This window comes from Paenibacillus sp. FSL R5-0470 (genome assembly GCF_037975205.1).
GTDB lineage: Bacteria > Bacillota > Bacilli > Paenibacillales > Paenibacillaceae > Paenibacillus_AQ.
Genome location: NZ_CP150238.1, coordinates 1,267,606 through 1,293,520, shown reverse-complemented (window position 1 = coordinate 1,293,520; position 25,915 = coordinate 1,267,606). Strand labels below are relative to the sequence as shown.

Annotated in this window: 24 protein-coding genes; 12 read left to right on the top strand and 12 right to left on the bottom strand. The window is 44.8% G+C overall.

Annotated features, from left to right (window positions below):
- Positions 1 to 169 precede the first annotated feature (169 nt).
- The 9 genes from MKY99_RS05605 to MKY99_RS05565 form a co-directional block, all read right to left on the bottom strand.
- Positions 170 to 469 (bottom strand): hypothetical protein, encoded by a 300-nt coding sequence (locus MKY99_RS05605; protein ID WP_339269194.1) that lies wholly within the window; start codon positions 467 to 469, stop codon positions 170 to 172.
- A gap of 149 nt (positions 470 to 618) precedes the next feature.
- Positions 619 to 2,469, bottom strand: a complete 1,851-nt coding sequence (gene abc-f, locus MKY99_RS05600) for an ABC-F type ribosomal protection protein (RefSeq protein ID WP_339269193.1) — start codon at positions 2,467 to 2,469, stop codon at positions 619 to 621.
- Positions 2,470 to 2,852: 383 nt separating this feature from the next.
- Entirely contained in the window at positions 2,853 to 3,767 is a 915-nt protein-coding gene (locus tag MKY99_RS05595; RefSeq protein ID WP_339269191.1) for a L,D-transpeptidase family protein, read from the bottom strand.
- A gap of 204 nt (positions 3,768 to 3,971) precedes the next feature.
- Entirely contained in the window at positions 3,972 to 4,364 is a 393-nt protein-coding gene (locus MKY99_RS05590) for a VOC family protein (RefSeq protein WP_076301069.1), read from the bottom strand.
- Positions 4,365 to 4,513: 149 nt separating this feature from the next.
- On the bottom strand, positions 4,514 to 5,212 hold the full coding sequence (locus MKY99_RS05585) for a copper homeostasis protein CutC (RefSeq protein ID WP_339269190.1): 699 nt from the start codon (positions 5,210 to 5,212) through the stop codon (positions 4,514 to 4,516).
- 154 nt (positions 5,213 to 5,366) lie between these two features.
- Positions 5,367 to 6,335, bottom strand: coding sequence for a sugar phosphate isomerase/epimerase (locus MKY99_RS05580; RefSeq protein WP_042185436.1), 969 nt, complete (start codon positions 6,333 to 6,335; stop codon positions 5,367 to 5,369).
- Positions 6,336 to 7,067, bottom strand: coding sequence for a ThuA domain-containing protein (locus tag MKY99_RS05575; RefSeq protein WP_042124690.1), 732 nt, complete (start codon positions 7,065 to 7,067; stop codon positions 6,336 to 6,338). It lies immediately after the preceding gene.
- A 145-nt stretch (positions 7,068 to 7,212) separates the two neighbouring features.
- Complete coding sequence (locus tag MKY99_RS05570) at positions 7,213 to 8,292, bottom strand: Gfo/Idh/MocA family oxidoreductase (protein WP_042185435.1); 1,080 nt, start codon at positions 8,290 to 8,292, stop codon at positions 7,213 to 7,215.
- Between the two features lie 7 nt (positions 8,293 to 8,299).
- Entirely contained in the window at positions 8,300 to 9,253 is a 954-nt protein-coding gene (locus MKY99_RS05565) for an AraC family transcriptional regulator (protein ID WP_339245496.1), read from the bottom strand.
- Between the two features lie 392 nt (positions 9,254 to 9,645).
- Here MKY99_RS05565 and MKY99_RS05560 point away from each other — a divergent pair, with 392 nt between their 5' ends.
- The 5 genes from MKY99_RS05560 (at position 9,646) to MKY99_RS05540 (ending at position 15,558) form a co-directional block, all read left to right on the top strand.
- The gene (locus MKY99_RS05560; protein WP_042185431.1) at positions 9,646 to 10,650 is read left to right on the top strand and encodes a substrate-binding domain-containing protein; all 1,005 of its coding nucleotides are present in this window, start codon (positions 9,646 to 9,648) and stop codon (positions 10,648 to 10,650) included.
- Positions 10,651 to 10,805: 155 nt separating this feature from the next.
- Complete coding sequence (locus MKY99_RS05555; RefSeq protein WP_052404174.1) at positions 10,806 to 12,065, top strand: extracellular solute-binding protein; 1,260 nt, start codon at positions 10,806 to 10,808, stop codon at positions 12,063 to 12,065.
- An 82-nt stretch (positions 12,066 to 12,147) separates the two neighbouring features.
- Positions 12,148 to 13,014 (top strand): sugar ABC transporter permease, encoded by an 867-nt coding sequence (locus MKY99_RS05550; RefSeq protein WP_042185429.1) that lies wholly within the window; start codon positions 12,148 to 12,150, stop codon positions 13,012 to 13,014.
- A complete protein-coding gene (locus tag MKY99_RS05545) occupies positions 13,011 to 13,832 on the top strand; it encodes a carbohydrate ABC transporter permease (RefSeq protein ID WP_179085741.1) in 822 nt (273 codons plus the stop codon). The genes MKY99_RS05550 and MKY99_RS05545 overlap by 4 nt, the downstream gene beginning before the upstream one ends.
- 37 nt (positions 13,833 to 13,869) lie before the next feature.
- Positions 13,870 to 15,558, top strand: a complete 1,689-nt coding sequence (locus MKY99_RS05540; protein ID WP_076301066.1) for an alpha-glucosidase — start codon at positions 13,870 to 13,872, stop codon at positions 15,556 to 15,558.
- A 113-nt stretch (positions 15,559 to 15,671) separates the two neighbouring features.
- Here the strand turns inward: MKY99_RS05540 and MKY99_RS05535 are convergent, their stop codons facing one another.
- The 3 genes from MKY99_RS05535 to MKY99_RS05525 all read right to left on the bottom strand — a co-directional run bounded on the left by MKY99_RS05535 (position 15,672) and on the right by MKY99_RS05525 (position 18,346).
- A complete protein-coding gene (locus MKY99_RS05535) occupies positions 15,672 to 16,217 on the bottom strand; it encodes a GNAT family N-acetyltransferase (protein WP_339269186.1) in 546 nt (181 codons plus the stop codon).
- 83 nt (positions 16,218 to 16,300) lie between these two features.
- Positions 16,301 to 16,834, bottom strand: coding sequence for an NUDIX domain-containing protein (locus MKY99_RS05530; RefSeq protein WP_339269185.1), 534 nt, complete (start codon positions 16,832 to 16,834; stop codon positions 16,301 to 16,303).
- A 36-nt stretch (positions 16,835 to 16,870) separates the two neighbouring features.
- Positions 16,871 to 18,346 (bottom strand): amidase family protein, encoded by a 1,476-nt coding sequence (locus MKY99_RS05525; protein WP_339269184.1) that lies wholly within the window; start codon positions 18,344 to 18,346, stop codon positions 16,871 to 16,873.
- 269 nt (positions 18,347 to 18,615) lie between these two features.
- On the opposite strand from MKY99_RS05525, the gene MKY99_RS05520 reads away from it, so the two are divergent.
- The 7 genes from MKY99_RS05520 to MKY99_RS05490 all read left to right on the top strand — a co-directional run bounded on the left by MKY99_RS05520 (position 18,616) and on the right by MKY99_RS05490 (position 25,897).
- The gene (locus MKY99_RS05520) at positions 18,616 to 19,461 is read left to right on the top strand and encodes an STM4015 family protein (protein WP_339269182.1); all 846 of its coding nucleotides are present in this window, start codon (positions 18,616 to 18,618) and stop codon (positions 19,459 to 19,461) included.
- Positions 19,421 to 20,758 carry an STM4014 family protein gene (locus MKY99_RS05515; RefSeq protein ID WP_339269180.1) on the top strand — a complete coding sequence of 446 codons (1,338 nt, stop codon included), beginning with the start codon at positions 19,421 to 19,423 and terminating at the stop codon, positions 20,756 to 20,758. The genes MKY99_RS05520 and MKY99_RS05515 overlap by 41 nt, the downstream gene beginning before the upstream one ends.
- Positions 20,758 to 21,540: an STM4013/SEN3800 family hydrolase gene (locus tag MKY99_RS05510; protein ID WP_339269178.1), complete on the top strand. Its 783-nt coding sequence runs from the start codon at positions 20,758 to 20,760 to the stop codon at positions 21,538 to 21,540. Before MKY99_RS05515 ends, MKY99_RS05510 begins: the two co-directional genes overlap by 1 nt.
- Before the next feature lie 22 nt (positions 21,541 to 21,562).
- Positions 21,563 to 22,912, top strand: a complete 1,350-nt coding sequence (locus MKY99_RS05505) for an STM4012 family radical SAM protein (RefSeq protein ID WP_339269176.1) — start codon at positions 21,563 to 21,565, stop codon at positions 22,910 to 22,912.
- A complete protein-coding gene (locus tag MKY99_RS05500) occupies positions 22,909 to 23,775 on the top strand; it encodes an STM4011 family radical SAM protein (protein WP_339269174.1) in 867 nt (288 codons plus the stop codon). Before MKY99_RS05505 ends, MKY99_RS05500 begins: the two co-directional genes overlap by 4 nt.
- A gap of 158 nt (positions 23,776 to 23,933) precedes the next feature.
- Positions 23,934 to 24,662: a glycerophosphodiester phosphodiesterase gene (locus MKY99_RS05495; RefSeq protein WP_076301059.1), complete on the top strand. Its 729-nt coding sequence runs from the start codon at positions 23,934 to 23,936 to the stop codon at positions 24,660 to 24,662.
- 17 nt (positions 24,663 to 24,679) lie between these two features.
- Positions 24,680 to 25,897, top strand: coding sequence for an SLC45 family MFS transporter (locus tag MKY99_RS05490; RefSeq protein ID WP_339269172.1), 1,218 nt, complete (start codon positions 24,680 to 24,682; stop codon positions 25,895 to 25,897).
- Positions 25,898 to 25,915: the final 18 nt, after the last annotated feature.

Genomic DNA, 25,915 nt, shown 5'->3' with positions numbered 1-25,915 from the left:
TGATTATCCGCTCTTCAATAATGGTTTCCAGTTCCTTATTATGCTTTAGAATCACCCGTCTATCAGAAAAATTATTCGTTAATTCAACTATTCTATGTATCGCTTCCTGATCATATCCCCGATTCCATTCAAAATCATCACAGTCCCGATGATTCTAATCCTCATAGGCTTAGCCGAGCCCGATCGGCAGGATGATAAGTCCTAGCGATACAACCATTGTGATTCTCGTAGTGAGGATCGTTAGCTTTTGATTTTTGTGCGATTTGTACCAACCTTTAAACTGAAAATGATTCCGATACAGCATAAAAAATATCAATAAATTCCCGAGCGCCATACTCCAGTTATACATAGGCTGACCAAATATAGATTGATATATAAATCTCTCTACCCCGCCTAAAATAAACAAGGTCAACACAAGCAATACACACATTCGAAGTAATTCCAATATAAAAGAACCTAGTTTTGTCATTTCTAGAGCCTCCCCTTCAAAATTTTCTGTATGCAAAACATCCATATTCATCCAATTATACACTTTGACTGTGATGACTTCTAACGGAATAAAAAAACAACCCAGCCCAAGATACCTTCTATCCTGAGCTAGGTTGTGTCGGTTCTTCCCTATGAGTGTATAGTTTTTTCCTTACCCTCTATTTCCTGAATCTGCGCCCTCAGATTAACGATTTCCGCCATTAACGCTTCATTCTCCTCCTCTGTATTCCTAGTTCCGCTCTGGATCAGTTGATTCAGACGCAGCTGCAGAAGAACGAGGTCGTCCTCAAGGGTCTGTTCTTTACGGGTAAGCACTCGACTCCTGTCTTTTGAGATGTATTCCTCATAGGAACCTTGAAAAAACTTCGGTGCCTGAGTCGGTGCTAGTATTACCAAACGATTAGCTACTTTAGTGTGAAGGTACCGGTCATGTGAGACCATCACAATTCCTCCCGGGTATACCCTTAGCGCTTCTTCTACTCGTTCCCTAGTGTCAATGTCCAGATAATTGGTGGGTTCATCCAGTACTAATAGGTTAGCTTTTCCAAAGTACAGTTTAAGGAAAGCTACACGACATTTCTCCCCCAGACTTAAATCACCAATTCGTTTAAAGACATCATCCCGCGAAAATAAAAAGCAGCCCAGAATCGTTCGTGCCTCCGTTTGGGTCATACCTGGCAGTTCAAGCAAACTATCCAGAATGGTGGACGACACCGCTAGATTATCGAGCTCTTGCGCAAAATAACCAACCTTCGTACGCGGATGCAGCCGCACTTCACCTTTGCTAGGTTGATGAATACCAGCAATCAGCTTCAGCAAAGAAGACTTACCGACACCATTAGGACCCAGAATAGCGAGACGATCGCCTCGATTCAATGACAAACTGAAATTTTTCAGTACAGGCGCACTACCCTTATATGCAAAATCAATCTCACGGAGTGACAGCAAAGTGTCCGCCATAAACGCTTCACTTTCAAGCTTCATCTTCAGCTTACTTGTCTCGCGTGGTAATTCCACACGGTTCTTATTTAAGCGTTCGAGTGCAGCTTCCTTCGCATGAAGACGAGATACGTTCTTCTTTGATTTCGCACGCAGGAAATCATGCTGTCCGGCAGCACGGTGTGCCTGTTGGAACCATTCGGAATACCTTCTGATGCTCTCCAGCAGCTTCTCCTTTTCCTGTTCCTGCTTCTTATATTGTCCCTCTAGCGTTCGCGCCTCTACCTCCTTCTGCTCCCGATACTGCGTATATCCACCCGAATACCGACGACACCCCTCTGGACTAAGCTCCAGCAACGCCGTCGCCGTTCGATCGATGAACGTACGATCATGCGAAACATAAAGCACAGTTCCGGGATAGGTATGGACCCATTGTTCCAACCACTCCATCGTTTCTCCATCTAAGTGATTCGTCGGCTCATCTAGAATCAACAGCTTCGGCTGCTGGGCTAACAATGCTGCCAATTGAACACGTGTCTTTTGCCCACCGCTTAGCGATGAGTACGGCACATTCCAAACCGAACGCTCAAGTTTGAGCTGCTTCAAGCATTTTTCCGCTTTAGCCTCCCAGTCATATCCACCAAGCTGCAAGTATTGATCGTACACTTCGGCGTATTCAGTAAGTCCCGCTTCACTCTCGTCGTTCTGCTCCTGCAACCTCTGACTGAGAATTTCAAGCCGGCGCTTCAATTGGGGGAGCTCTGGCGATCCGGCGATTACGTAATCCAAGGCGGTCACTTCTTCGGATACTTCTAGCTGCTGATCCAGCACACCCCATTCCTCACGTGGCAAACCATGATAGATACTTCCCTCCTCAAAGAGGAGGCGACCGATCAGCCCCTTAAGCAATGTGGTTTTGCCGATTCCATTACGACCGAACAAGAGCACACGCTCTCCTTCTGATATCTCAAAGGACACCTTCTCGAACAACAGGGTCCCGTTCCATTCTTTACGTAAATTTTTTGTTTTTATTAGGGTCATATTCCATTCCTCCGATTATATTGCAAATAAAAAACCGCAGCCAGCGGTCTGCGGTCAAATAGCGTATGATGGGGGGGAAATATGCCATAACATGAATAGACTACGGCCGTGATCACCTGCTGTATGCAGAGTAAACCAAACAATAGATAGATCTATTCATATAAAAGCAACGTAAGACCCCCGACCGACACACGTATCCCTGACCGTTATCACCCTGAACGGGTGATCCGTGACTTGTGCATATGCACTTCACAAGCTCTATGGTCTTCTTCTAGGAAACGTGTTAGTTATTCATTAGTCGGTGGTCCTCCGTCATTGTCCGAATTGGTTTGAATGAATATAGTATATACCCATTTAAGCCAGAATTAATAGTTCAAGAATAGTTATAAAATAATCTTTACCGACTGAGACTGTGAACTCCATTGCACCTGAATACCAAATAAATCGGGCAAGATGCTCAGCGGAATCATCAATCGACCATTTTCATTACGGGACGCTGGTATCGTAAACGTCTTTCCATTTACAACAGCCTGATCGGATAAAGGCTGATGTGCCACCGTACGATTTCCTATCGTAATTAGCAGTGCACCTGTTCCAGCTTTGCTCTGTAAAGTTCCACCTAACAAGGCTACAGATTCTCTCAGCGGAACAAACACACGGGAGTTATCCATTAAAAAAGGATCTTTTAGCTTTGTCGTGACTCCATCCAGCTCAAAAGCTCCAGCAAACATCTTACTTCCTACGGAATACCCATTTTTAGTCGCAATACTCTCCATAGCCAGTGTGCTTGTTGTAATAATGACCCTTGTATTTTTAGCTATTTTTGGGTACAGCCAGTGGATGTCATCATTATGCATTCGAATACATCCGGCGCTAACATACTTTCCTATGGAGGACTCATTATTATTGCCGTGAATCGCATATGTGGTACCATAAGTTCCGTTCACTTCTAGCCCTAGCCAGCGGTCGCCAAGTGGATTGGCCGGATCACCCCCGGGTATTTTTTCTTTGTAATAGGGTCTGTTCTTTACTTTAACTACCATTTTGAAGCTGCCTTCGGGTGTCAGTTCCTTCGACTTCCCCGTTGCGACTGGAAAGATCTTTACCAGCTTACCATCACTGAAATACGCGAGTTTGTTTGTTTTTTTGTTCACGATAATCAGATCTGATCCAGCAGCAGCTTCCGCCTTTCCCACACCTGTAAAACATGCAGCGAACAGAAGCCCAAACACAAGCATCAGCTTCATGTTCCGCTGTAATAATGATTCAAACCGGCCACCCGAAACGAAAAATCCCAATTTTCTCCACCTCCATATATAAAGACGAAATCATTTCAATTTTGTTGCATACCAACCTGTACCTATTCTTTTCAACTCGTCCCCCACATTTGACGCAGAGATTGCAATACTGTAACCAAGTGAACGCACATTAAAAAAGCCGACCTTTGGATAACCAAAGATCAGCTCTATATTTTATATGCTCAGTATTTCATGATTAGACAACTAATGTTTCTTACCTGAACCAAATGCAATCACGTATCCATCTGGATCTTTAATCGCAAAATCCTTCCAGCTCCCCCAGTCTGCTTCCTGAAGATCAGGCTCTTGAACAAATTCTGCTCCTTTACCCTTTAACTCTTCATATAGCTCGTCAAGCTCAGGATGAGTCTCCACATAAGCATAGGTGTCCCACGGAGTGATCTGACCTTGTCCGGCTATATTTGGTTGAACATCTTCCGTACGAGCTGCCTGTATTAGCTTGAATCCCAGTGCAAATTCATCGCGTACCGCCCACCAATCATTCACTTCACAGCTTAACACTGTAGCGTAAAATTCCTTGGAACGCTCCAGATTGGATACTAACCTTACTTGAACCGAGAACTGTACCTTACTCACTGTGGATCATCCTCCGATTGTCATATTTGGCTTGATCAACATTTGTAATTTTCATATTCCGATTTTATAATATCATCCAATATGAGGAAATTAAATCGAAATCAACGGACAAGCCTGTCGAAGAATGAAATCAATAAGTACCGGTGAGGTTACTGCTCTTTTCTTTGATCCAAAAAGTTTCGAACAACCTGCAAGCGAAGAGGATCTATCGGCTTTAGCGCATCTCCATCTTCTCTAACGGCTGAACCGAAATGCACTCGGCGTACACCCGTTTGTTTTATAAAATCACTTAACCCATCTGCCGTTAACCCACTGCCAGCAAGAATAGATATAGATTGCTTCGAGGTAAGCTGCTCCAGCGCAGCAAGACGTTCCGAACCTTTAGGGGCTGTATCCTCGGCTCCTGATGTTAGAATGTCAGTAATTTGAGGATAACGCATCAATATTTCTAACGCCTCAAATTGATTCCTCACTTCATCAAAAGCACGATGGAATGTCACCTCCAAACCTTTTGCAGTACGAAGTAACCTTTGAAGTGACTCTTCGTCAATTGTTCCATCAGGGCGTAACATGCCCATTACGACAGATAACCCGCCGATAGAAACGATATGCTGAATATCCTGCTCCATGGTTTCTATATCATCCTTATCATAAGAAAAGGATCTGGCATGGGGTCTAACCATTACCCTGACCGGGATAGAGACAGCATTGCGCACTTTTTCAATAAGTCCCAGACTGGGCGTCAATCCCCCTTCACTGATCCCAGTGATCAATTCAATTCGATCAGCTCCATAACGCTCGGCCAGTACTGCATCACTTAATGTTGTAGCAATAACTTCTAGTATCATTGTTGTCTCTCCTTTATTCATCTTAGAACCTTGCTTTCTGCTATTTTCTTCATCCGCACATTATCCTAACCCACATCCACATAAACACGCAAAAAAAAGGTCTTGATCCTCTACAAACACTAGAGAATCAAGACCTTTCGTTCTTAAACTATTCTTACGCCCACCACATACCTTGTGGTTGATCGCGAATAAGAATGGATTGCAAATTGGTTACTGCACGTTGGAAGCCTTCGTCTACCGTCATAAGAGGGTCTTCATGCTCGATGCTGACCACATAATCATAACCGTAAGTACGCAGCGCACTCATGATATCCGACCATTCAGATATGCTGTGTCCACAGCCAACGGAGCGGAAGGTCCATGCACGGGTCTGTACATCGCCGTAAGGCTGCATATCCGTCAGACCATACATATTAATATTGTCCTGATCCAGGTACGTATCCTTGGCATGGAAATGATGGATCGCACCAGCTTTACCAAGAATCTTGATCGCACCTACAGGATCGATGCCTTGCCACCACAGATGGCTCGGGTCTAGATTCGCGCCGATCGCATCACAGGTTGCTTCTCTTAGCTTCAGAATCGTGTAAGGAGTATGGCAGAGGAATCCGCCATGAAGCTCGATACCGATCTTAACGCCATGCTCCTCAGCCAGCTTACCAATTTCCTTCCAGTAAGGGATCAATTTATGCTCCCACTGCCAGGTTTTGATATCACTGTACACGGTAGGCCAAGGTGTAACTGGCCAGTTCGGCGCTTTTGCATCGTCGCTGTCTCCCGCGGTTCCCGAGAAAGTGTTCACTACCTTAACACCCATTAGCGAAGCTAGCTTGATCGACTTACGCAGAATTTCGTCGCCTTCACGAGCTTCTTCTTTATCCGGCGAAATCGGGTTATTATGGCAACTGAATGCACTGATCATAATGCCACGTTTCGTGAACTTCTCCAGATATTCCTTACGTGCTGATTCGCTGGCAAGCAGCTCATCTGTTGGACAGTGGGCATTTCCGGGATTGCCTCCTGAACCGATCTCTACCGCATTCAAACCAGCAGCAGCGATTTTATCAAGCATCTCATCGAGAGTCAAACTTCCAAATACAGGATCAAATACGCCTAATTTCATTTATAATACCACCTTTTCTTTGATTGGCTCCAATGCTTCAGAATGTCCGTAAACTGGATAATCACGCTTCGTTGGTGCACACCAGTTCACGCCATTGATGATCACTCTTTGGATTTCTTTGTTGTAATAGGTTGGATAAGATTCATGACCAGGTTGGAAATAAAAGATCTTCCCGTTCCCACGACGATAGGTCGATCCGCTTGGGAACACATTGCCGCCTTCAAACCAGCCGACAAAAATTAGACTCTCTGGTGCTGGCACATCAAAATGTGCTCCGTACATTTCCTCTTGCTCCAAATCGATATATTCACCAATGCCCTCAGCAATCGGGTGACTTGGGTCCATGACCCAAAGACGCTCCTTCTCCCCTGCTTCACGCCACTTTAGATCACAGCTGGTGCCCATTAACTTCATGAATATTTTGGACATATGACCCGAATGAAGCACCACTAGCCCCATGCCTTGAAGCACTCTTTGGTGAACACGATTTACAATCTCATCGCTAACTTCTTGATGGGCAACATGTCCCCACCAAATCAGTACATCTGTGTTATCCAGCACTTCTTGTGTCAGTCCATGCTCCGGTTCATCCAGCGTAGCTGTCTGAGCGTCCAGTCCAGCTTCCTGAAGGAAGCTTGCCAATTGTCCGTGAATCCCTTGCGGATAGACCTTGAGAATTCTCTCTTCCTGCCGTTCATGGCGGAATTCATTCCATACCGTTACTCTGGTCACTTTGGACACACTCCTAGTTCATAGTTATCTATGTCGTTAAACTTGACTGTTTATTCAAGAAGAAACGCCGTTGTCATCCTCAGAAGATGACAAACGTTTCTCGTAGAAAAGTAAGAATTAAGTATAACGTGGAACTTATACTTTCTTACTTTTCAAAAAATACAGGCATGCCAGTTTCAGAGGATTTATAAATAGCCTCCAAGATGCGGGTAACAACGAGCGCCTGCTCTGGCTTCACTACAGGCTCGGTGTCATTGACGATGCTTTCGATCCACTGAGTAGCCTCAGTCAATGCAGGATCATCTCCCGCGCCATCATAAAAGTCAACGCCACCGGCTTCCAGGCTGATATGCTTCTCGAATGTCTTGCCGTATTCTTCTCCGTTAATGCGCAGACCATTTTCCATATCCGCTCCACCTTCAGTACCGCAAAGCACAGTTTTAGCTTCACCAACATCAAGGGTATTCAGCGCCCAGCTTGCTTCGAGAACGATGCTAGCTCCATTCTCCATAGTAATGAATCCAATGGCGGAATCCTCAACTGTAAATTTCTCTGGATCCCACGGGCCCCAAGCGTTCGCAGCGTTTTTACGACCGGACAGCTTATGATAAGCGTTACCGACAACATATTTTGGTTTGTAGTTATCCATCATCCAAAGAGTCAAATCAAGGGCATGAGTACCGATATCAATCAATGGACCTCCGCCTTGCGCTTCCTCGTCCAGAAACACGCCCCACGTAGGAACGGCACGACGACGGATCGCCTTAGCTTTAGCATAATAAATCTCTCCAAGACCATCATTCTCGCATACCGTATGCAGATAAGCTGAATCTGGTCTGAAACGGTTTTGGTAACCGATGGTCAGCTTCTTCCCAGTTCGTTTTGAAGCATCGATCATTGCTTGCGCTTCTGCTGTGGTCTTAGCCATCGGCTTTTCACACATTACATGCTTGCCTGCCTCCATTGCCGCAATGGAAATCTCTGCATGAGAAATGTTTGGTGTACATACATGAATTACATCTATACTTGCATCTTTAAGAAGCTCTTTATAATCTGTGTAAACCACGGAGCCCTCATCCCCAAACTCCGCTTTTGCCTTCTCAGCACGCTCTGGAACGATATCGCAAAAAGCAACCATTCGAGCACCTTCCACTTTTGATAACGCTGGCATATGTTTGCCGTTTGCAATGCCTCCGCAGCCGATAATTCCTACTGTTAATGTCATTTTTGTTCTAACCTCCACTTGTTCCTGTTTTGATATCTCTATCATACAAAGCCCGGGGGCGTCTTTCTTCCTGCATTCTTGCTGTATTATTCCCGAATATTGTCTTATGGTATTTTAGGGGGGATATCCCCGTGGCATCTTTGAAAAAATGATGGAATGTCTTCACGCTGCCAAACCCGGCGGCTTCCGCCACCGCAGACATCGGCAAATCTTCATTTATTAAGATCCATTTAGCTTTGTTAAGCCGATATTCGTTTAAGAAAGCTATAAAGGTCATACCAGTATTCTTCTTGAATAGCTTGGTAAAATAATACGGGCTAAATCCCATATAGCTAGCTACCTCATTTAGCGTAATGGCTTCCTGGTAATGCTGCTCTACATAGATAAAAATTCGCTCTAATCTTTCCAGTGTTTCTCTAGACTGGTTCAGCGTATCTTCCGAGAACTTAGGCTGTTTATTGAGTGTACTCTTCGGCACTTCCCGTAAAATAACGGTCAATAGTTCAAACAATCTAGCTTTGATTAAGTAAGCGTACCCATCTCTTCGCTGCACGTCTTCCTCATAAATACTCTCAATCAGCCCTTTGATCTTCACGGCGGTTGCTTCGGGCCATTTTGAACTAGAATGCTCCATAAGCGTAAAAACCTCACGAAGCGAATAATCACTTCCGCTCAAAGCTGCGACTTCCTGAAACAGGTTAAGATCGAATTGAATTACTACCCGTTCGCTTTCAGGTGAGGCGAGAAAATAATGGACATCCCCACCGTTGATAAATTGAACCTCACCCTGCTCCATGTGAATAGGGGTATCGTTTATTCCCAGATTTAGACTTCCTTTAGTTACATATATAATTTCAATTTCTTTATGCCAATGCGGATAGCACAGCGTATCTCCTCCACATAGTAAACTTCTAAAAGGAAAATGCTTATCCACATCTGGAATTTCGAGATAAATATTCATAAGCGCAGCTCCTTATCCGGTTAAACACTAAACCAACGATAAACATGTCAATCCGATTTCACGTAAGCGTTTACTGTCTAAATGTTAGTCCTCTAATATTCTTTTGTCAATTCTGGGTCTCTGTATTCTTAATATCCTGCTCCAACTACATTTCTCCCTCTTATACACCACTTTAACAGAGATTTTCTGGTAATTTAATCGGTTTCATTCTATTAAAAAATAATTACCTTTCATGGTTCCTATCATTCACATATTTTTTAAGTGGAGTTGACAAGCATACCTGCCAGGATTTATATTCAGGGTAAGCGTTTACGTAATACTTTTTAAGTAATTTGATTTTCGAAGCGTAAACGTTTAATCTAAGGCTAACCGTAATCTAAGGAGTCGTATGAATGAACCCAACAATTAAAGATGTTGCACAAAAAGCGAACGTTTCCATTGCAACAGTCTCTCGCGTGCTAAACAATTTAAGTGGGTACTCCGACAAGACGAAACAAAAGGTAAATGAAGCTATCAAAGATCTCGGCTATCAACCTAACGCGATTGCTCGTGGCCTAATCAATAAGCGTACGCAGACGATTGGTGTAATGTTTCCAAGTGTTTCTGGAGCGTTCTCCTCCGATCTGCTTAAAGGCATTGAGGAATTGGCCAATGACCGCAATTACAGTGTAATGGTCTGTAATACCGACCAGGATGGTAAACGAACGTTAAAGTACTTACAACTCTTAAGGGAGAAGCAGGTCGATGGCATTATTTACTCTAGTGAGGTCTTGAAGAAAGAGTATTACGATGTGCTAGAAACCATGAAGATCCCAGTTGTGTTGGTTTCTTCTCAAACGGAATTTGCCAGTGTACCTTACGTGAAAGTAGACGATTACCAGGCTGCTTATGATGCTACCCTCTACTTAATTTCCAAAGGTCATAGCAAAATAGCCATGATCAGCGGAAATCCAAGCGATGCTATCGCTGGTGCACCCAGAGCCGAAGGATATCGTAAAGCGCTTGAAGCGAGCGGGATTCCTTTCGACAGCCGCTATCTCACCTTTGGAGACTTTCTGTATGAAAGCGGGAGCATTGCAATGGAAGCTCTCTTGGAGCAAGCCCCTGATGTCACTGCCGTCTTTGCCGCTAGTGATGAAATGGCGATTGGTGCTCTTTCCACGGTCATCAAATATGGTTTAAGTGTTCCCGACGATATATCCATTATGGGTTATGACGATCTTGGAATGGCGAAAATGATTATTCCTCCGTTAACTACAGTGCGTCAACCACTGTACGATATTGGTAAGATCGCCGTGGAGAAGCTTATTCAGATGATTGAAACAGGCGAGACTGTGGATAGTAAAATTGTCGATCACTTAATCGTGGAAAGACAAACGGTAAGATCACTTACCTGAGTCTTTTTACCCCTTTTACGTAAACGTTTACTCTCTCTATTGGTGATGCATATCTGCCGTCTATAAGTAGCAGAATATCAATTAGTTTTCATTTACGTACATGTTTAATCTCTTACATGTTCATAATACCAACAAATTATTAGGAGGATTTAATCATGAAAAAAACAATCAAACCCGTAGTGGTTAGCGTACTGGCTATGTCCGTACTTAGTGCCTGTGGTAGCAATGCGGCTGACAACAGCGCAAATAGTGGTGGAAATGCCTCCTCCGGTGAAAAGGTAAAAGTCGAGTTTTTCCAAAATAAAACCGAAGCCAAAGCCACCTTCGACAAGCTGGTTGCGAAATTCAATGAAGCCAATCCAAATATTGTTGTCACACAGGTTAACCCGCCAGATGCTGAAACCGTATTGAAAACTCGTGCAGCGAAGAAAGATATTCCTGACGTGGTAGGGATCGGAGCAACTGACACCTACAAGACGTTATCTGGCAGCGGTCTTTTTGAAGATTTCACAGGCGATCCACTCGCTGAGAATATCCAGCCAGCATATCTTCAAATGCTGAAAGACCTGACGGGCTCGGACGAACTGAATGGTCTTCCATTCTCTTCAAACGCAAGTGGTGTCATTTACAATAAAGCGATGTTCGCTGAAGCCGGTGTTACTGTTCCAACTACTTGGGATGAGTTCATGGCTGTCGCTCAAAAGTTCAAGGACAGCGGTAAAAATGCTTTTTACCTGACACTTAAGGATTCATGGACAACACTTACGCCGTTCAACTCCCTCTCCACGATCATTAAAGGGAATGATTTCTTCAAGGAGCGTGCGGCAGGCACTGTAACCTTCGCAGACAGCTTTAACGAGGTTGCTGAAAAGCTGCTTAAGCTGACGGAATACGGACAAAAAGATATTTTTGGTAAAGGTTACAATGACGGAAACACAGCATTCGCTAAAGGTGAATCCGCAATGTACCTGCAAGGCGTATGGGCGATCCCAGAAATCGTGAAAGCCAATCCATCCATTGAACTTGGCGTATTCCCATTCCCAGCAACAAATGATGCTGCCGATAACAAAGTCATTTCTGGCGTAGATACGTTGCTGACGATTTCCAAGAACACTAAACATAAAGAAGAAGCAAAGAAATTCGTAGACTTCCTGCTTCAACCTGAGAATGTTAGCCTATACATCAATGAGCAAAAAGCATTCCCAGCTGTAAAAGGTGTAACACAAGATGATCCAACGATGGATGGCTTCAAAGAAGCGTTTAGCGCTGGCAACTTGGCTGACTTTGCTGACCACTACATTCCAAGTGCGATGAAAGTGGATACCATCAACCAATCCTTCTTGCAAAAGAAAGACATTAAAGCTTACCTAGAACAGCTTGATAAGGAATGGGATAAAGTAGCTAACCGGAAATAAACTGATCAGACAAACATGAACCGCGAAAGAGAACAGGGCTTCCCCTCTTCTCTTTCGCTTTTACAATGAGGAGGATTACATGATGGCCAAACGCCGAGTCGCCTTTTATCTGATGACTATACCGGCATTACTTCTTTTCTTTGCCTTCCATACCTTTCCTGCAATCCAGGGTATATATTATTCGTTCACGAACTGGGACGGCTTTAGTGACAGCTTTGATTACGTAGGATTTAAGAACTTCATTAACATTTTTCAAGATGAAAATGTGTTGAATTCATATGTGTTCACTTTTAAATATGCCATTCTAACCACTATTCTTATCAATATCATCAGCTTGTTGATTGCGCTTGGACTTAACGCCAAAATTAAAGCTAAAAACTTTTTCCGTGGCGTATATTTCTTGCCGAATATCCTCAGCGTATTGATTGTTGGTTTTATTTTCAACTACTTGTTCGCTAATGTATTCCCTATTTGGGGTGCGAAAATCGGCAGCGAATTCCTATCACAGAACATTCTCGGTAACTCCGACTGGGCTTGGATCGGTATCGTCATTGTAGCCGTTTGGCAGGGGATTGCTTATAACACGATTCTCTATCTGGCGGGTCTTCAAACCATTCCTCATGATCTTTACGAAGCTTCCAATCTGGACGGCGCTAGTCGCTGGAGAGAATTCTGGAGCATTACGTTTCCAATGCTTGCTTCCTTCTTCACCATCAATATGGTGCTCGCGATGAAGGGCGGTCTAATGGTATTCGACCAAATCGTTGCCTTGACAGGTGGGGGACCAGGTCGTTCAACGCAATCCATTGCCCACTTAATCTACACAGGCGGCTTCCAAGGCGGAGAATTTGCCTATCAATCGGCGAACGCCGTGATTTATTTTATCGTGATTGTCGTTATCTCCGCCCTTCAGCTTAAATTTCTGCAGAAACGGGAGATGGACTTATGATCAAAAAATCAACCAACTGGCCTGTAACGATTCTTATCGCCCTAGGCTCAATACTGATCCTGTTTCCGCTGTACATGACCATTGCCATCGCACTCAAGAATCCCGAGGAAATGGCTCAATCAATCTTCTCGCTGCCAACTGGCCTGCATTTTGAGAACTTCTCCAATGCGATTAAAGCAACGAATTTCTTCAATGCATTAGGAAATAGTACCGTGATTACCATTACAACAGTCGTGTTCATATTGCTTACCAACTCCATGGTAGCCTATGCTATTGCACGTAATATGAAGCGAAGATTTTTTAAAGTGCTTTACTTCTATTTTATCAGCGCAATGTTTATCCCTTTCCAGATTATCATGCTGCCTGTGGTCAAAGTGACTACGGATCTGCACATGAACAACATTGTAGGGATTATTATTCTATACGTCGTATATGGTCTGGCTTTTAACGTGTTTGTTTACACCGGTTATATCCGTTCCATTCCGTATGAACTGGAAGAAGCGGCTACAGTAGACGGTGCATCGACCTTCGGAACGTTCTGGAAGATTATTTTTCCGCTTCTTGCTCCTGTTAGTGCAACGATCGGTATCCTGTCTTGTCTATCCACTTGGAATGACTTTATGCTACCGCTGGTTCTGCTCGGCGATCAGGATTCCTACACACTTCCGCTGGTACAATATGTATTCCAGGGGCAGTTTAGTACAGATTTCAACTTAGCTTTCGCTTCATATTTGCTCGCATTAACCCCGATGCTCATCGTCTATTTGTTCGCTCAAAAATGGATTATCAGCGGACTTACATCAGGATCCATTAAATAAAATAGTAAGATCTATATAGAGATAGGAGATTACAACCTTGGATAAAAAATGGTGGAAAGAAAGCGTAGTGTATCAAATTTACCCCCGCAGCTTTAAAGACAGTAACGGGGATGGTATTGGTGATCTGCAAGGGATTATCTCGAAACTTGATTATTTAAATCATCTTGGTGTCGACGTGGTGTGGCTGTGCCCAGTGTACCAGTCGCCTAATGACGATAACGGTTATGATATCAGTAATTATCAAAGTATTATGGATGATTTCGGAACGCTCTCCGATTGGGAGGAACTACTTGCTGGTCTTCACAGCCGTGGCATGAAGCTGATTATGGACCTTGTGGTCAACCATTCCTCAGATGAGCATGCTTGGTTCGTAGAGTCCCGCAAATCGCAGGATAATCCTTATCGTGATTATTATATCTGGCGTCCGGGTAAAGACGGACAGCCCCCGAACGACTGGGGCTCCTTCTTCAGTGGATCAGCTTGGGAATACGATGAGAAATCGGAGGAATATTACCTCCATCTCTTCTCCCGGAAACAACCGGATTTAAATTGGGACAATCCAAAGCTCCGCAAGGAAATCTACGATATGATGACCTGGTGGCTAGATAAAGGAATTGACGGATTCCGCATGGACGTGATCAACCTGATCTCCAAAGTACCGGAATTGCCTAGCGTTTCTGGGGAAAGTAACGGAGAACAGCCTACGTACCACTTCGGTGGAGACTATTTCGTTAACGGTCCACGCGTACATGAGTATATGCAGGAAATGAACCGTGAGGTGCTATCCAAGTACGATATCATGACAGTGGGCGAAGCTGTTAATGTTACTCCAGAAGAAGCTTCACTGTATGTTTCCGAGGATCGTAACGAGCTGAACATGGTATTCCATTTCGAGCTCATGGACGTCGATTCCGGTCCTGGAGGTAAATGGAATGTACAGCCTTGGAAGCTGGCGGACATTAAGTCCATTATTTCCAAGTGGCAAGTCGCACTCGACGGTAAGGGTTGGAACAGCTTGTATATGAACAACCATGATCAGCCGCGTATGCTATCCCGCTTTGGTGATGATAAGCTGTTCCCGAAAGAGTCTGGCAAAATGCTAGCAACACTGCTTCATACGCTCCAAGGTACACCTTACATCTATCAAGGTGAAGAAATCGGCATGACAAATGTTCAATTTGCTTCCATCGATGACTACAAGGATATTGAAATTGTAAATATGTATAAGGAATACTTGGCTGCCGGACACTCGGAAGAAAAAATCATGAATTCCATTTACATCAAAGGTCGGGACAATGGCCGTACGCCGATGCAATGGAACTCGGAACCGCAGGCAGGCTTCACTACCGGCAATCCGTGGTTGGCTGTGAACCCTAACTACAAAGATATCAACGTAGAGAAGGCACTGGCTGATCCCGATTCTATTTTCCACTACTATAAGAAGCTAATTGAACTGCGTAAGCAGCATGAGATTATCGTATACGGAAACTATACAATCTTGGCCGAGGAGAATGAGCAGGTATACGCTTATCTACGTACTCTTGGAGAAGAACAGCTACTGGTTGTATTGAATTTCTTCGGAGAGCCTACGACTTTCGAACTTCCTTCTACTGTGAAATTCCAAGCGAAGGAATTGCTTATTGCCAACTACGAAGTAAATCCAGAAGAAGAACTAAACACAATTCAGCTTCGTCCTTATGAAGCTCGTGTATATAAGCTTAAATAATAAAATCCATCCGATCTGTCAGCAAAGATCAATGGTAGAACTATAAAAAGGAGCCCTTCGGCTCCTTTTTATTTTATATGCTTGTAAAAACTTTTAAATTCACTTTATGTAGCTTAGCCTTCTGTGTTAATAATTCCATAATGAATAAGGTCATCATATTTATTTTCTTTATAGATATGCTGTAATAAAATGCCTTCCTCCACCATTCCACATTTTTGCATTACCTTCCCAGATCCGGGATTTGAAGCAAAGTGTCTTGCAAATACTTTATGATAATGCTTTTCTGAAAAAGCAAACGCAATGATCGCTTTTGTTGCTTCAGTCGCGTATCCTTTACCCCAATATTCCTCACCTATCCAATATCCAACTTCACCATTTCTATTTGTTTGATTATTTGTCAGACCTATAGCTCCATAAAGCTCGTTTGTACTTTTATCCGTAATTGCAAACTCATAATACATATTATTGATAAAATTCTCTTCATGAGCTTCAATCCATGATATTGCACATTCGATAGTGTATGGATAAGGTAGGGTCAACGTACTTTTGTAGATATTATAATTATTGCAGAGTTCCGAGACACGCTTAGCATCAGATAATTCAAAGGGTCTTAAAATCAATCTTTCGGTCGTCATTGTTCTTTTCTCTTGATTGAACATTGTTTTACCTCCGCTCCAGAATCTCCTGCACAATCGGTATCGCCAAACTCATAATTCTCAGCTGAAAGCTATATACTATCATCTTACATTGTTCCTCCTACCGACACTGGGTTTACCTGTACCTGATCTGCATGCAATTTTTCAATAATCGCCAACAGGAAGGTTTCGGCTAGACTATTCTTTTTAATAGCACTGGTGGCCTCTTCCAAAGTAAACCATTCTGCATGATCTACCTCAGCACTCACCTGACATAAGTCCTCCGTATCTGCAACACCTATAAAATTCAGCATCAGCGTATTAGAAGGTGCGAAATACAAGCTGCGCATATATTCATAAGCTACAATATCAATTCCTACCTCTTCTTTCACCTCACGAATAAGTGTGGTTTCCGCATCTTCACCTTTATTCACGTACCCTGCAAGCAATATATAATCTGGTCGGTTATACTGCTGAATCAATAGAATCTTATTCATATCCCGATTTAATACTGCTGTACTGATCGCCGTGCTAAAAATAGGGAATCTGAACGTTTCGCATGCATTACAATAAGGTACCTGCCCTTCCCCATCGCTTTCTTTCATTACTAACGCTGTTCCACACTCTAGACAATATTTCAAGCTGATCTCTTCCTTCTATAATAAAGTAGTCAATACCTATTCCAGTTGCGGTGGAACACGATGCTGCGTAGCTTGTTCAAACCCATAGGCTATGGATAGGAGCGTAGGCTCACTATAGGCTTTTCCGGAAAAAACTACACCAAAGGGCCCCCGAGTAGGATCACCGTCAGCATCAATAATGCCCTGATCTACATACCCTGCCGGAACGGTAATTAACGGATACCCCAAGCGTGCCGCAATATACATACCATCTACATCACCAGGCAGTAATAATGCATCCAAACTATATTGTTCCAACACATAATCTATTCCTTGCTCGAGTGCAAGCTTTCTGTATTCTTGTTTCTTTTGCTGATATTCTTCTTCCGTTAAAGTTACTTCCTCTGACCTAGTTAATGTGTCTTGCCCATATTGTAATGCGATTTCAGCATGGATCTCATTATACGCTATCAGTTCTTGCAAAGAGTGAATCGGAACGGAATCATCTACCCCAGATAAATACGCATTGAGCCCCTTTTTAAATTCATAACAGATCACATCATTATTCCAGTTTTGTTGTTCAACGTAAAGCGTAACCGGATCTATAATCGTAGCGCCTTCATTCTTCAAAGTCTGGATAGCTGCTTCCATAATTGAAAGTCGCTCTGCATCTAAATGGTTATAATAATGCCGTGGGACACCTATTCTTGCTTGCCGTATAAAGCTTTTATCTAGAAATGGAGTATAGTCCGTAAAAGCATGCTTCTCGCTCGATAATGTTGCTTCATCCTTGTCATCCACTCCCGTTAATGCCCCCAAAATAATCGCCGCATCCGTAACCGTTTTAGCAATAGGTCCAGGAGTGTCTTGGCTAACTGAAATAGGAATCACTCCAGTACGACTGACTAATCCGACCGTTGATTTGATCCCGACGAGAGCATGCTGACAGGCGGGCCCAACAATTGATCCCGCGGTTTCTGTTCCGATCGACGCTGCTGCCAAATTTGCCGCAATAGCTGCCGCAGGTCCAGAACTAGATCCGCTGACAAATACGCTCCCCGGTCCGTAAGGATTCAGCACTAGCCCTCCCCGGGAGCTATACCCAGCTGGCATTGAACTAGACATAAAGTTAGACCACTCCGACATATTCGCCTTTCCAAGCAAAACAGCTCCTGCCGACCGAAGTTTCGCAGCTACGAAGGAATCTTTTGCCGCGAATGATCCTGCTAAAGCTATTGACCCAGCACTCGTATGCATCTCATCCGCAGTATCTATATTATCCTTCAACAATATAGGAATACCGTGTAAACTTCCCCGACTTCCTTGTTCCCTACGTTCAATATCCAGTGCTCTAGCGATGTCTTTAGCCTCTGGATTGATTTCTAAGATTGCGTTTATGTCTATATCGTACTTATGAATCCGTTCCAAATAGGCTACTACCAAATCTTCTGAGCTGACTACGCCTGCTTCCATAGCCGCTTGCAGCTTTGCAATATCTGCTTCTATTATCCATTCCTGAATTTTGATCTTCATCAGAACAGCTCCTTCAAGTATAATCGCCTTCGGCGTCCTTATAAGGACGGTAAGCGTTTAGTGAGAAATATAAGGATAAAATATAGTGTGAAACGTATACTTTCTTATATTTCAAAATAATGTAATTCTCCCTAGCATAAACCTACCATAAATGATTAGCTCAATGACATGACGAATTTGACTATAATTATTTAAACCTGTGATTTGACTCCCTCGGCTACAGATGATAGGGTATTTTCGAAGTTAAATTTTTCCGGGAGGGAATGCCCATGACGGAAGTAAAGCTTAGTATCGGATACGACGAATTCGAAGAAGGCCAAAGAATTGGCACTGAAATTGAGAAACTTAGTAGCAGCCCTGAAAGTTCTTCGCTGACAAGTCTAATTATCGGTGATTGGGGGCAAGCCTACGAAAATAGTTCAGAAGAAGTTGTAGAGTCACTGGTTACGCATAGTGCTAGTTTCCCTGCTTTGCGCAAGCTTTTCATAGGCGAGATGGGCTATGAGGAATGCGAGATTTCTTGGATTACCCAAAGTGATCTATCGCCGTTGCTCCCTGCTTTTCCAGAGCTACAGTCACTCACGATTCAAGGTGGGAATGAGCTGAGCCTCTCAGAACTCAAACACGACAAGCTAGAAGAACTGATTATTATAAGTGGAGGCTTAGGTAAAACCGTTCTTGAACAGATTGCAACTAGCCAATTGCCGAATTTGCGCAAGCTGGAGCTATATCTCGGCGTAGATAACTACGGATTTGACGGCAGCCTAGCAGATCTTCTCCCTCTTATAGAAGTAGGAAAGTTCCCTAAGCTTACTTATCTAGGTTTAAAAAATAGCCAGATCCAAGATGAGATCGCAGGTGCATTAGCAAATGCTCCTATTCTGGATCAGCTAGATACGCTCGATCTATCACTCGGTACCCTAAGCGACGAGGGGGCAGAATTGCTACTAGCCAGCGACAGAATCAAAAAATTAAAAGCATTAAACCTAAGCCATCATTATATGTCTGACGAGATGATTAACCGCTGGAAGCAAAGTGGATTGCCTGTTGATGTTAGCGACAAGCAGGAAAGCGATGATGAGGAAGACTGGCGTTATCCTTCCATCACAGAGTGAGCCTCTCATGAGGCCGATGATCGTTATCGGTATTCCCGGTGATAAACGGACTAGCGGCATCCAGCAAGCGCGTTCCGATCTTGGAATGCCCCCTGCCATTATTTTATCGTACGCTGAGTTTCTGCAAGGAAGATCGTTAGGCGATCTTATGGAAGAGCAGAAGAAACAGATACCCCGTCAGTCCTCCGTTTATAACGGAGTAGATCTCAGTGCAGCTCCCCCGCTACTGAGACTGGAATCGCCTGGCAGCAGCTTCGAGATAGAACGAGCCATTATCGCTCTGGGTGCACCGGATTCGGAAGATATGGACGATTCCCTGCATCCCTTCGCCGATAGGCCTGATCCGCGACCACTCCGCGTGAAGGTAGCCCGTCAATTGAAGGAAATGCAAGGTGTCCTGCATCATCCATCACAATGGTTCCGTGGCTACTGCCGAATGCTGGCTAGACTACAGCGAGAGGCCAACACCGCGTGTCCAGGTTCACTGTGGTTAAATGACCCTACTGACATTGCGGCCATGACCGATAAACGCCAGACACAACAGATTCTGAGCGAGGCAGGGATTCCAATCCCTCGCCCAGTAGGCGAAGATCAGCAGCCTACGGATTATGACTCTCTCCGGGAGATGATGTTATCCCGGCGCATGCACCGGGTATTCATTAAGCTGGCCTTTGGTTCTGCCGCTTCTGGAGTGATCGCCTATCAAATCCATCCTGTGACGGGGGCCGAAATTGCCTTAACAACAGTGGGGGTCGAGGATTACATCACTCGACCACCCATTTACTATAATTCCGGTAAACTTCGACGGTACACGGATACCGCCACAATCTCGGGAATTATGAACTGGATCTACCAGCACGGTGCTTATGCTGAGCAATGGATCCCTAAAGCGGGGCTTAAGGGTAAAGCATTCGATATTCGCCAGCTAGTCGTTCTCCGCGAGGCCTGCCACGCGGTTGCCCGGGTCAGCCCTACACCAATTACGAATCTGCATTTACGCAACCAGCGGATGTCTCTTTCGGAAGCCGGTCTGTCTGAATCCGTACAGGAGCAGGTGCGGAATACCGCTGTGCAAGCACTGGCTGCTTTTCCCCGTTCCGGGGTAGCCGGAATCGATGTACTCGTCTCCGGGGGTTCACAGCAATGTTTTGTCGCGGATGTCAATCCATTTGGCGACTTGCTGTACGATGTGAAATACCGCGGCTGCAGCACCTACGAATGGGAAATGAAGGTATTGTCGGCTAGAGACTATATCACACCTCCCTCCACACCGCTTATAAAGGAAGGATTATCTTAATGGATATGAACACCATCGTCGGCACTCATGACATTCTTATGATCACACTCGATACTCTTCGTTATGATGCTGCTGTTATGGAAGAATCAAACTGCCCGAACTTGTGCGGAACCGGATCATGGGAGAAAAGACATACCCCAGGCAGCTTTACCTATGCGGCTCATCACGCCTTCTTCGGCGGTTTTTTGCCTACTCCAGCCACAACGGATAAGACGGAACATATCCGAATGTTCCATTCCCGAAACACCGGAATGAAGACGCATCCCCATACCTGGCTGTTCGATACACCCGATATCGTATCCGGGCTTGCTGCCGAGGGCTACCGTACGGTTTGTATTGGGGGCGTTATTTTTTTCACCAAAAAAAATCCACTCGCTCGTGTGTTACCAAGCTATTTCCAGCACAGCTACTGGCGGATGACGTTCGGGGTCACCAATCCGCGTTCCACAGAGCATCAGGTGAATCATGCCTTGAAGCTGTTGAAGGATACTCCACGCGAACAAAGATTGTTCATGTTCCTCAATGTCTCAGCCATTCACGGGCCAAACCATTATTTTATACCCGGTGCTAAAAAGGACTCCGTAGACAGCCAGCGCGCCGCACTCCGCTATGTGGATGGTGAACTGGGCCGATTATTCGATGCCTTCCGGGAACGCGGTAATCCTACCTTCTGTCTGGCGTTTTCTGATCATGGAACCGCTTTTGGCGAAGATGGCTATCAGGGGCATCGCTTGGCTCACGAGACCGTATGGAACGTCCCTTATCGGGAATTTATTTTATAAAAGGAAAGGATGGAGAACTGTTATGACGTTATCGTCCTTCTCTTTAGAAGAGCTTCACGGGTGGAAAGACAATATTACTGCTAACCCTTACCGATCTTATCTGTATTCCTATCCACACAAAACAGCTTACAGGGATTTGCAGCCTCCGATGCCGCTAGAAACCTTATGGCGAGATGAACCTGCAGAATCCTTTTTTCTATATATGCATATCCCGTTTTGCGGTGCTCGCTGTGGATTCTGCAACCTGTTCACCTTGCCTGATAAACGCGCGAATGTTCACGCTACATACGTAGACGCGCTAGAACGCCAAGCCAAGCAATGGGCAGCGTTCACCAAACATAAGCCGTATGCCCGTTTCGCGATTGGTGGTGGAACACCTACATTATTGGCGGCAGATCAACTGCGTCGTTTGTTCCACATTGCCGTTGATACGATGGGACTGGATACGAGCTCAGCCTCCATCTCAGTGGAAACTTCACCGGAGACGATCACCGAAGAGAAGCTGAATATTCTAAAAGAATATACGGTGGATCGGGTCAGCATGGGCATTCAAAGCTTTGTCGCAGCTGAATCGGCGGCCATCTATCGCCCACAAAATCCGGATGAGGTGTATCGCGCACTAGAGCTGCTGGGAAAATATGATTTTCCCATTCTGAATTTGGATCTGATCTATGGTCTTCCAGGGCAGACCGTCGATTCTTGGCTGTATTCGCTAAATCAGACGCTTAGCTATGATCCTGAGGAAATCTTTATTTATCCGCTCTATACCCGTGAGCATACCATCGTAAAGCCTGATGATATCCAGCGTCAGGAAGATATTCGCCTAGACTGCTACAAGGCCGCTGGGCAGCTGCTTAAAGCCAGAGGTTATCACCAATATTCCATGCGTCGTTTCGCCAAGGAAACCGCAGGAACGGATAAACGCATTCTTGACTACAGCTGTCAGGAAGAAGGAATGGTCGGGCTAGGCTGCGGGGCTAGGTCTTATACCCGCAATGTGCATTACGCTTCCCGTTATGGGGTGAGCCGTAAAGCAACCGAGAGCATTATTGCCGATTACGTCAGTGCAGATCGTTACGATACGGCAGATTACGGAATTGTGCTAAGTCTAGAAGAACAGAAGCGCCGCTTTATTCTAAAGGCGATTTTACATAGTGAAGGTCTGAGGCTTGAAGATTATAGTCTGCGCTTCGGAAATTCACTCTGGAGTGATTATCCTGAACTGTCTAACCTGCTTCATACCGGCTTAGGGAAAGAAGAAGATGGAGTATTACGCCTCACTACTGAAGGCATGGGCTACTCCGATTCCATCGGTGATTGGTTTATTTCAGGAGAGATACGAGAGCAGATGGAAAGGTTCGTATTGCCATGAATGCGGTCCTCTACTACCGTGGGTCTCTCACCTCCTGCAACTATGACTGCCCCTACTGTCCTTTCGGCAAAACAAGAGACAGCGCAGCCACTCTCGCGAAGGATCGACAAGGATTGGAAACCTTTGTCGAGTGGGCCTCTCTGCAAGGTACAGCGGGCCATCGGTTGTCTATCTTTTTCAATCCTTATGGCGAAGGTCTGATTCATCGCTGGTACAAAGAAGCGATGGTCTTGCTCTCCAATATGGAGCATGTGGAGAAGGTAGCGATTCAGACGAACCTTTCAGCAAATCTTGACTTCATTCATAAGCTGAATCGAAACAAGGCTGCCTTTTGGGCTACTTACCACCCCGGACAGGTGAGCGAGGATAAGTTTCTAACGCAATGCATGACTTTGTATGAGAATAATGTGCCTTTCAGTGTAGGGAGCGTTGGGATCCGCAGCGCCTTTCCTGCTATAGCCTCGCTTCGCGCAGCATTACCGGAGAGTGTATATCTATGGGTCAATGCTTATAAAGATAAACCGGATTACTATACTGCCGAGGATCTTTCCATTCTTAGCAAAATTGATCCGCATTTTGCTGTGAATGCTATGGATTACGAGAGCCTTGGTCAAACCTGCAACGCTGGAAATGAAGTCTTTTATGTACAAGGCGCTGGACTGGTGAAACGCTGCTATAAGGACAGAGGTGTCATAGGCAATCTCTACCGCGATGGCTTGGAAGGCCTATCCGCTGTAAGAGCCTGCCGAATGAAGGTATGCGACTGTTATATCGGTTATATTCATATGCCAGAGCTGAAGCTGCAAAACATCTATGGATCAGGTCTGCTCGAACGGATCCCTTATGGCGCTATGAATCATTGAGGCGAGAATTTGCAGTAAGGTTAACTGCATGTTAAATTTCAAGAAATAGAGCCCTGTCAGTATTTCTAGACAGGGTTTCTTGTCTTCGTGTGGAATATGAAAAGTAGCCCTCGTCTACAGGGCGACAGCAAACACTAAGTTGGAGGGATGAATAGCTGATGAAAAACATTATTAATTTTGCGCATCGCGGCGCATCGGCAGTGTGTCCGGAAAATACTATGGCAGCGTTCCGCAAAGGTCTTGAGTTAGGTGCAACCGGCATTGAAACCGATGTACAAATGACCAAGGATGGCGGGCTTGTTCTTATTCATGATGAAACCCTAAACCGTACGACAAGCGGAAGTGGCTATGTGAAGGATAAAACCCTTGCAGAAATTCTGGAAGTGGACGCGGGCTCTTGGTTCAGTCCCGAGTTCAAAGGCGAGAAACTCCCGTTGCTAGAAGATTTGTTAGATCTGCTGCAAGGTCGAGATACAGTACTGAACATCGAGTTTAAAAATGGTACTTTCTTTTACCCGGGTATGGAGGAAAAGGTTATCGCGGCTGTACGGGAGTTCAAGATGAGCGATCGCGTGATTTTTTCAAGCTTCAACCATTATTCACTAGCTCACAGTAAAACGATCGCACCTGAGATCAAGACAGGAATTCTATACGGGGAAGGTCTGTATCGTCCTTGGGATTATGCAGCTACGCTTGGCGCAAACGCACTACATGCTTATCATCAAGCAGTGCTTCCTGAATTCGTCGAAGAAGCCGCTAAGCATGGCATCGCTTATCATCCTTGGACTGTTAATGATCCAGAGCGGATGAAGGCTTTAATCGAAGCTGGAGTGTCAGGTATTATTACAGATCATCCAGATGTGCTGGCTGGGCTTCTAGCTAAATAATAAGGGAGTGTGACTGTGTGAAAAAAGTCTGGTTGCTCGGATTCGGCTTTTTCAGCATCAGCATTACGTGGAGTCTGTATAACGCATTTGTACCCTTTTTTCTAGAAAAATACGTACATAGTGTGGCACTTATCAGCTTCTTGATGACGATTGATAATTACTTTGCCTTATTCCTGCAGCCTTGGATTGGCAACCGTAGTGACCGCACTACCTCGCGTTTTGGACGCAGAATGCCTTATCTTATGATCGGTATGCCTTTCGCTGCCGTGCTAACCATGCTGATTCCGTTCCATACCGGACTATTTACACTTCTGTTGTTTATGATGCTGATGAATCTGGCCATGAGCTTATACCGTTCACCAACCGTCGCCCTCATGCCGGACATTACGCCAGAAGAGCAGCGTACGAAGGCCAACGGGCTGATTAATTTCATGGGTGGGTTCGGTTCTATTCTCGCTTTTGGCGTAGGTTCTATCCTGTATAAATCAAACCCAGCGCTACCGTTTATCGTTGCTGGACTGATTACCTTATTATGTCTGTTTATCGTATCACGCTTTATTAAAGAAAATCGGGATGGCGTAAACGTGCAAATGAAGCTTCCTTCAGAAGCAGGGACTGCCACCAAGCCAACTCGTATTTCCTTTCGAAGTCAGCTTGACCGTACCACAGTATTTTTGCTAGCGGCGATTTTCTTCTGGTTCGTAGCATATCAAGGCGTTGAGACACTGTTTACCTTATATGGCAAACATCATCTCGGCCTAAGCGAACAGGCGGCCTCCTTCTCGCTCACTTTCTTCTCTTTGGCCTTTGTGCTGTTCGCCATTCCGAGCGGTTGGCTGGGCGGAAGATTCGGGAAGAAAAAAATGATCATCATCGGCGTATGCGGACTAATGACCATTTTTGCTCTCGTCGGTTTTGCAAAGGACTTATTGCTCCTTCGAGGGTTACTGTTGCTAGGTGGAGTCTTCTGGGCTTGTATTAATATCAATTCCTATCCTTATGTTGTGGCAACAGGGACAGAAGAGAGCATTGGTACACGAACTGGGATGTATTATCTCGTCTCTTCCCTTGCGGCCATCAGTTCGCCTCCACTATTGGGACTTATGATTGATATCTTTGATTACTCGATCCTGTTCTACGTGGCGGCGATTAGTATGGCAGTTGCTCTTGTCTGCTTGTTCCTCATGAAAGGCCGCAAGGATGTGACTAACAGCATTCATTCGCCTGGCGCATAATTTCATTTCAAGTAGAAT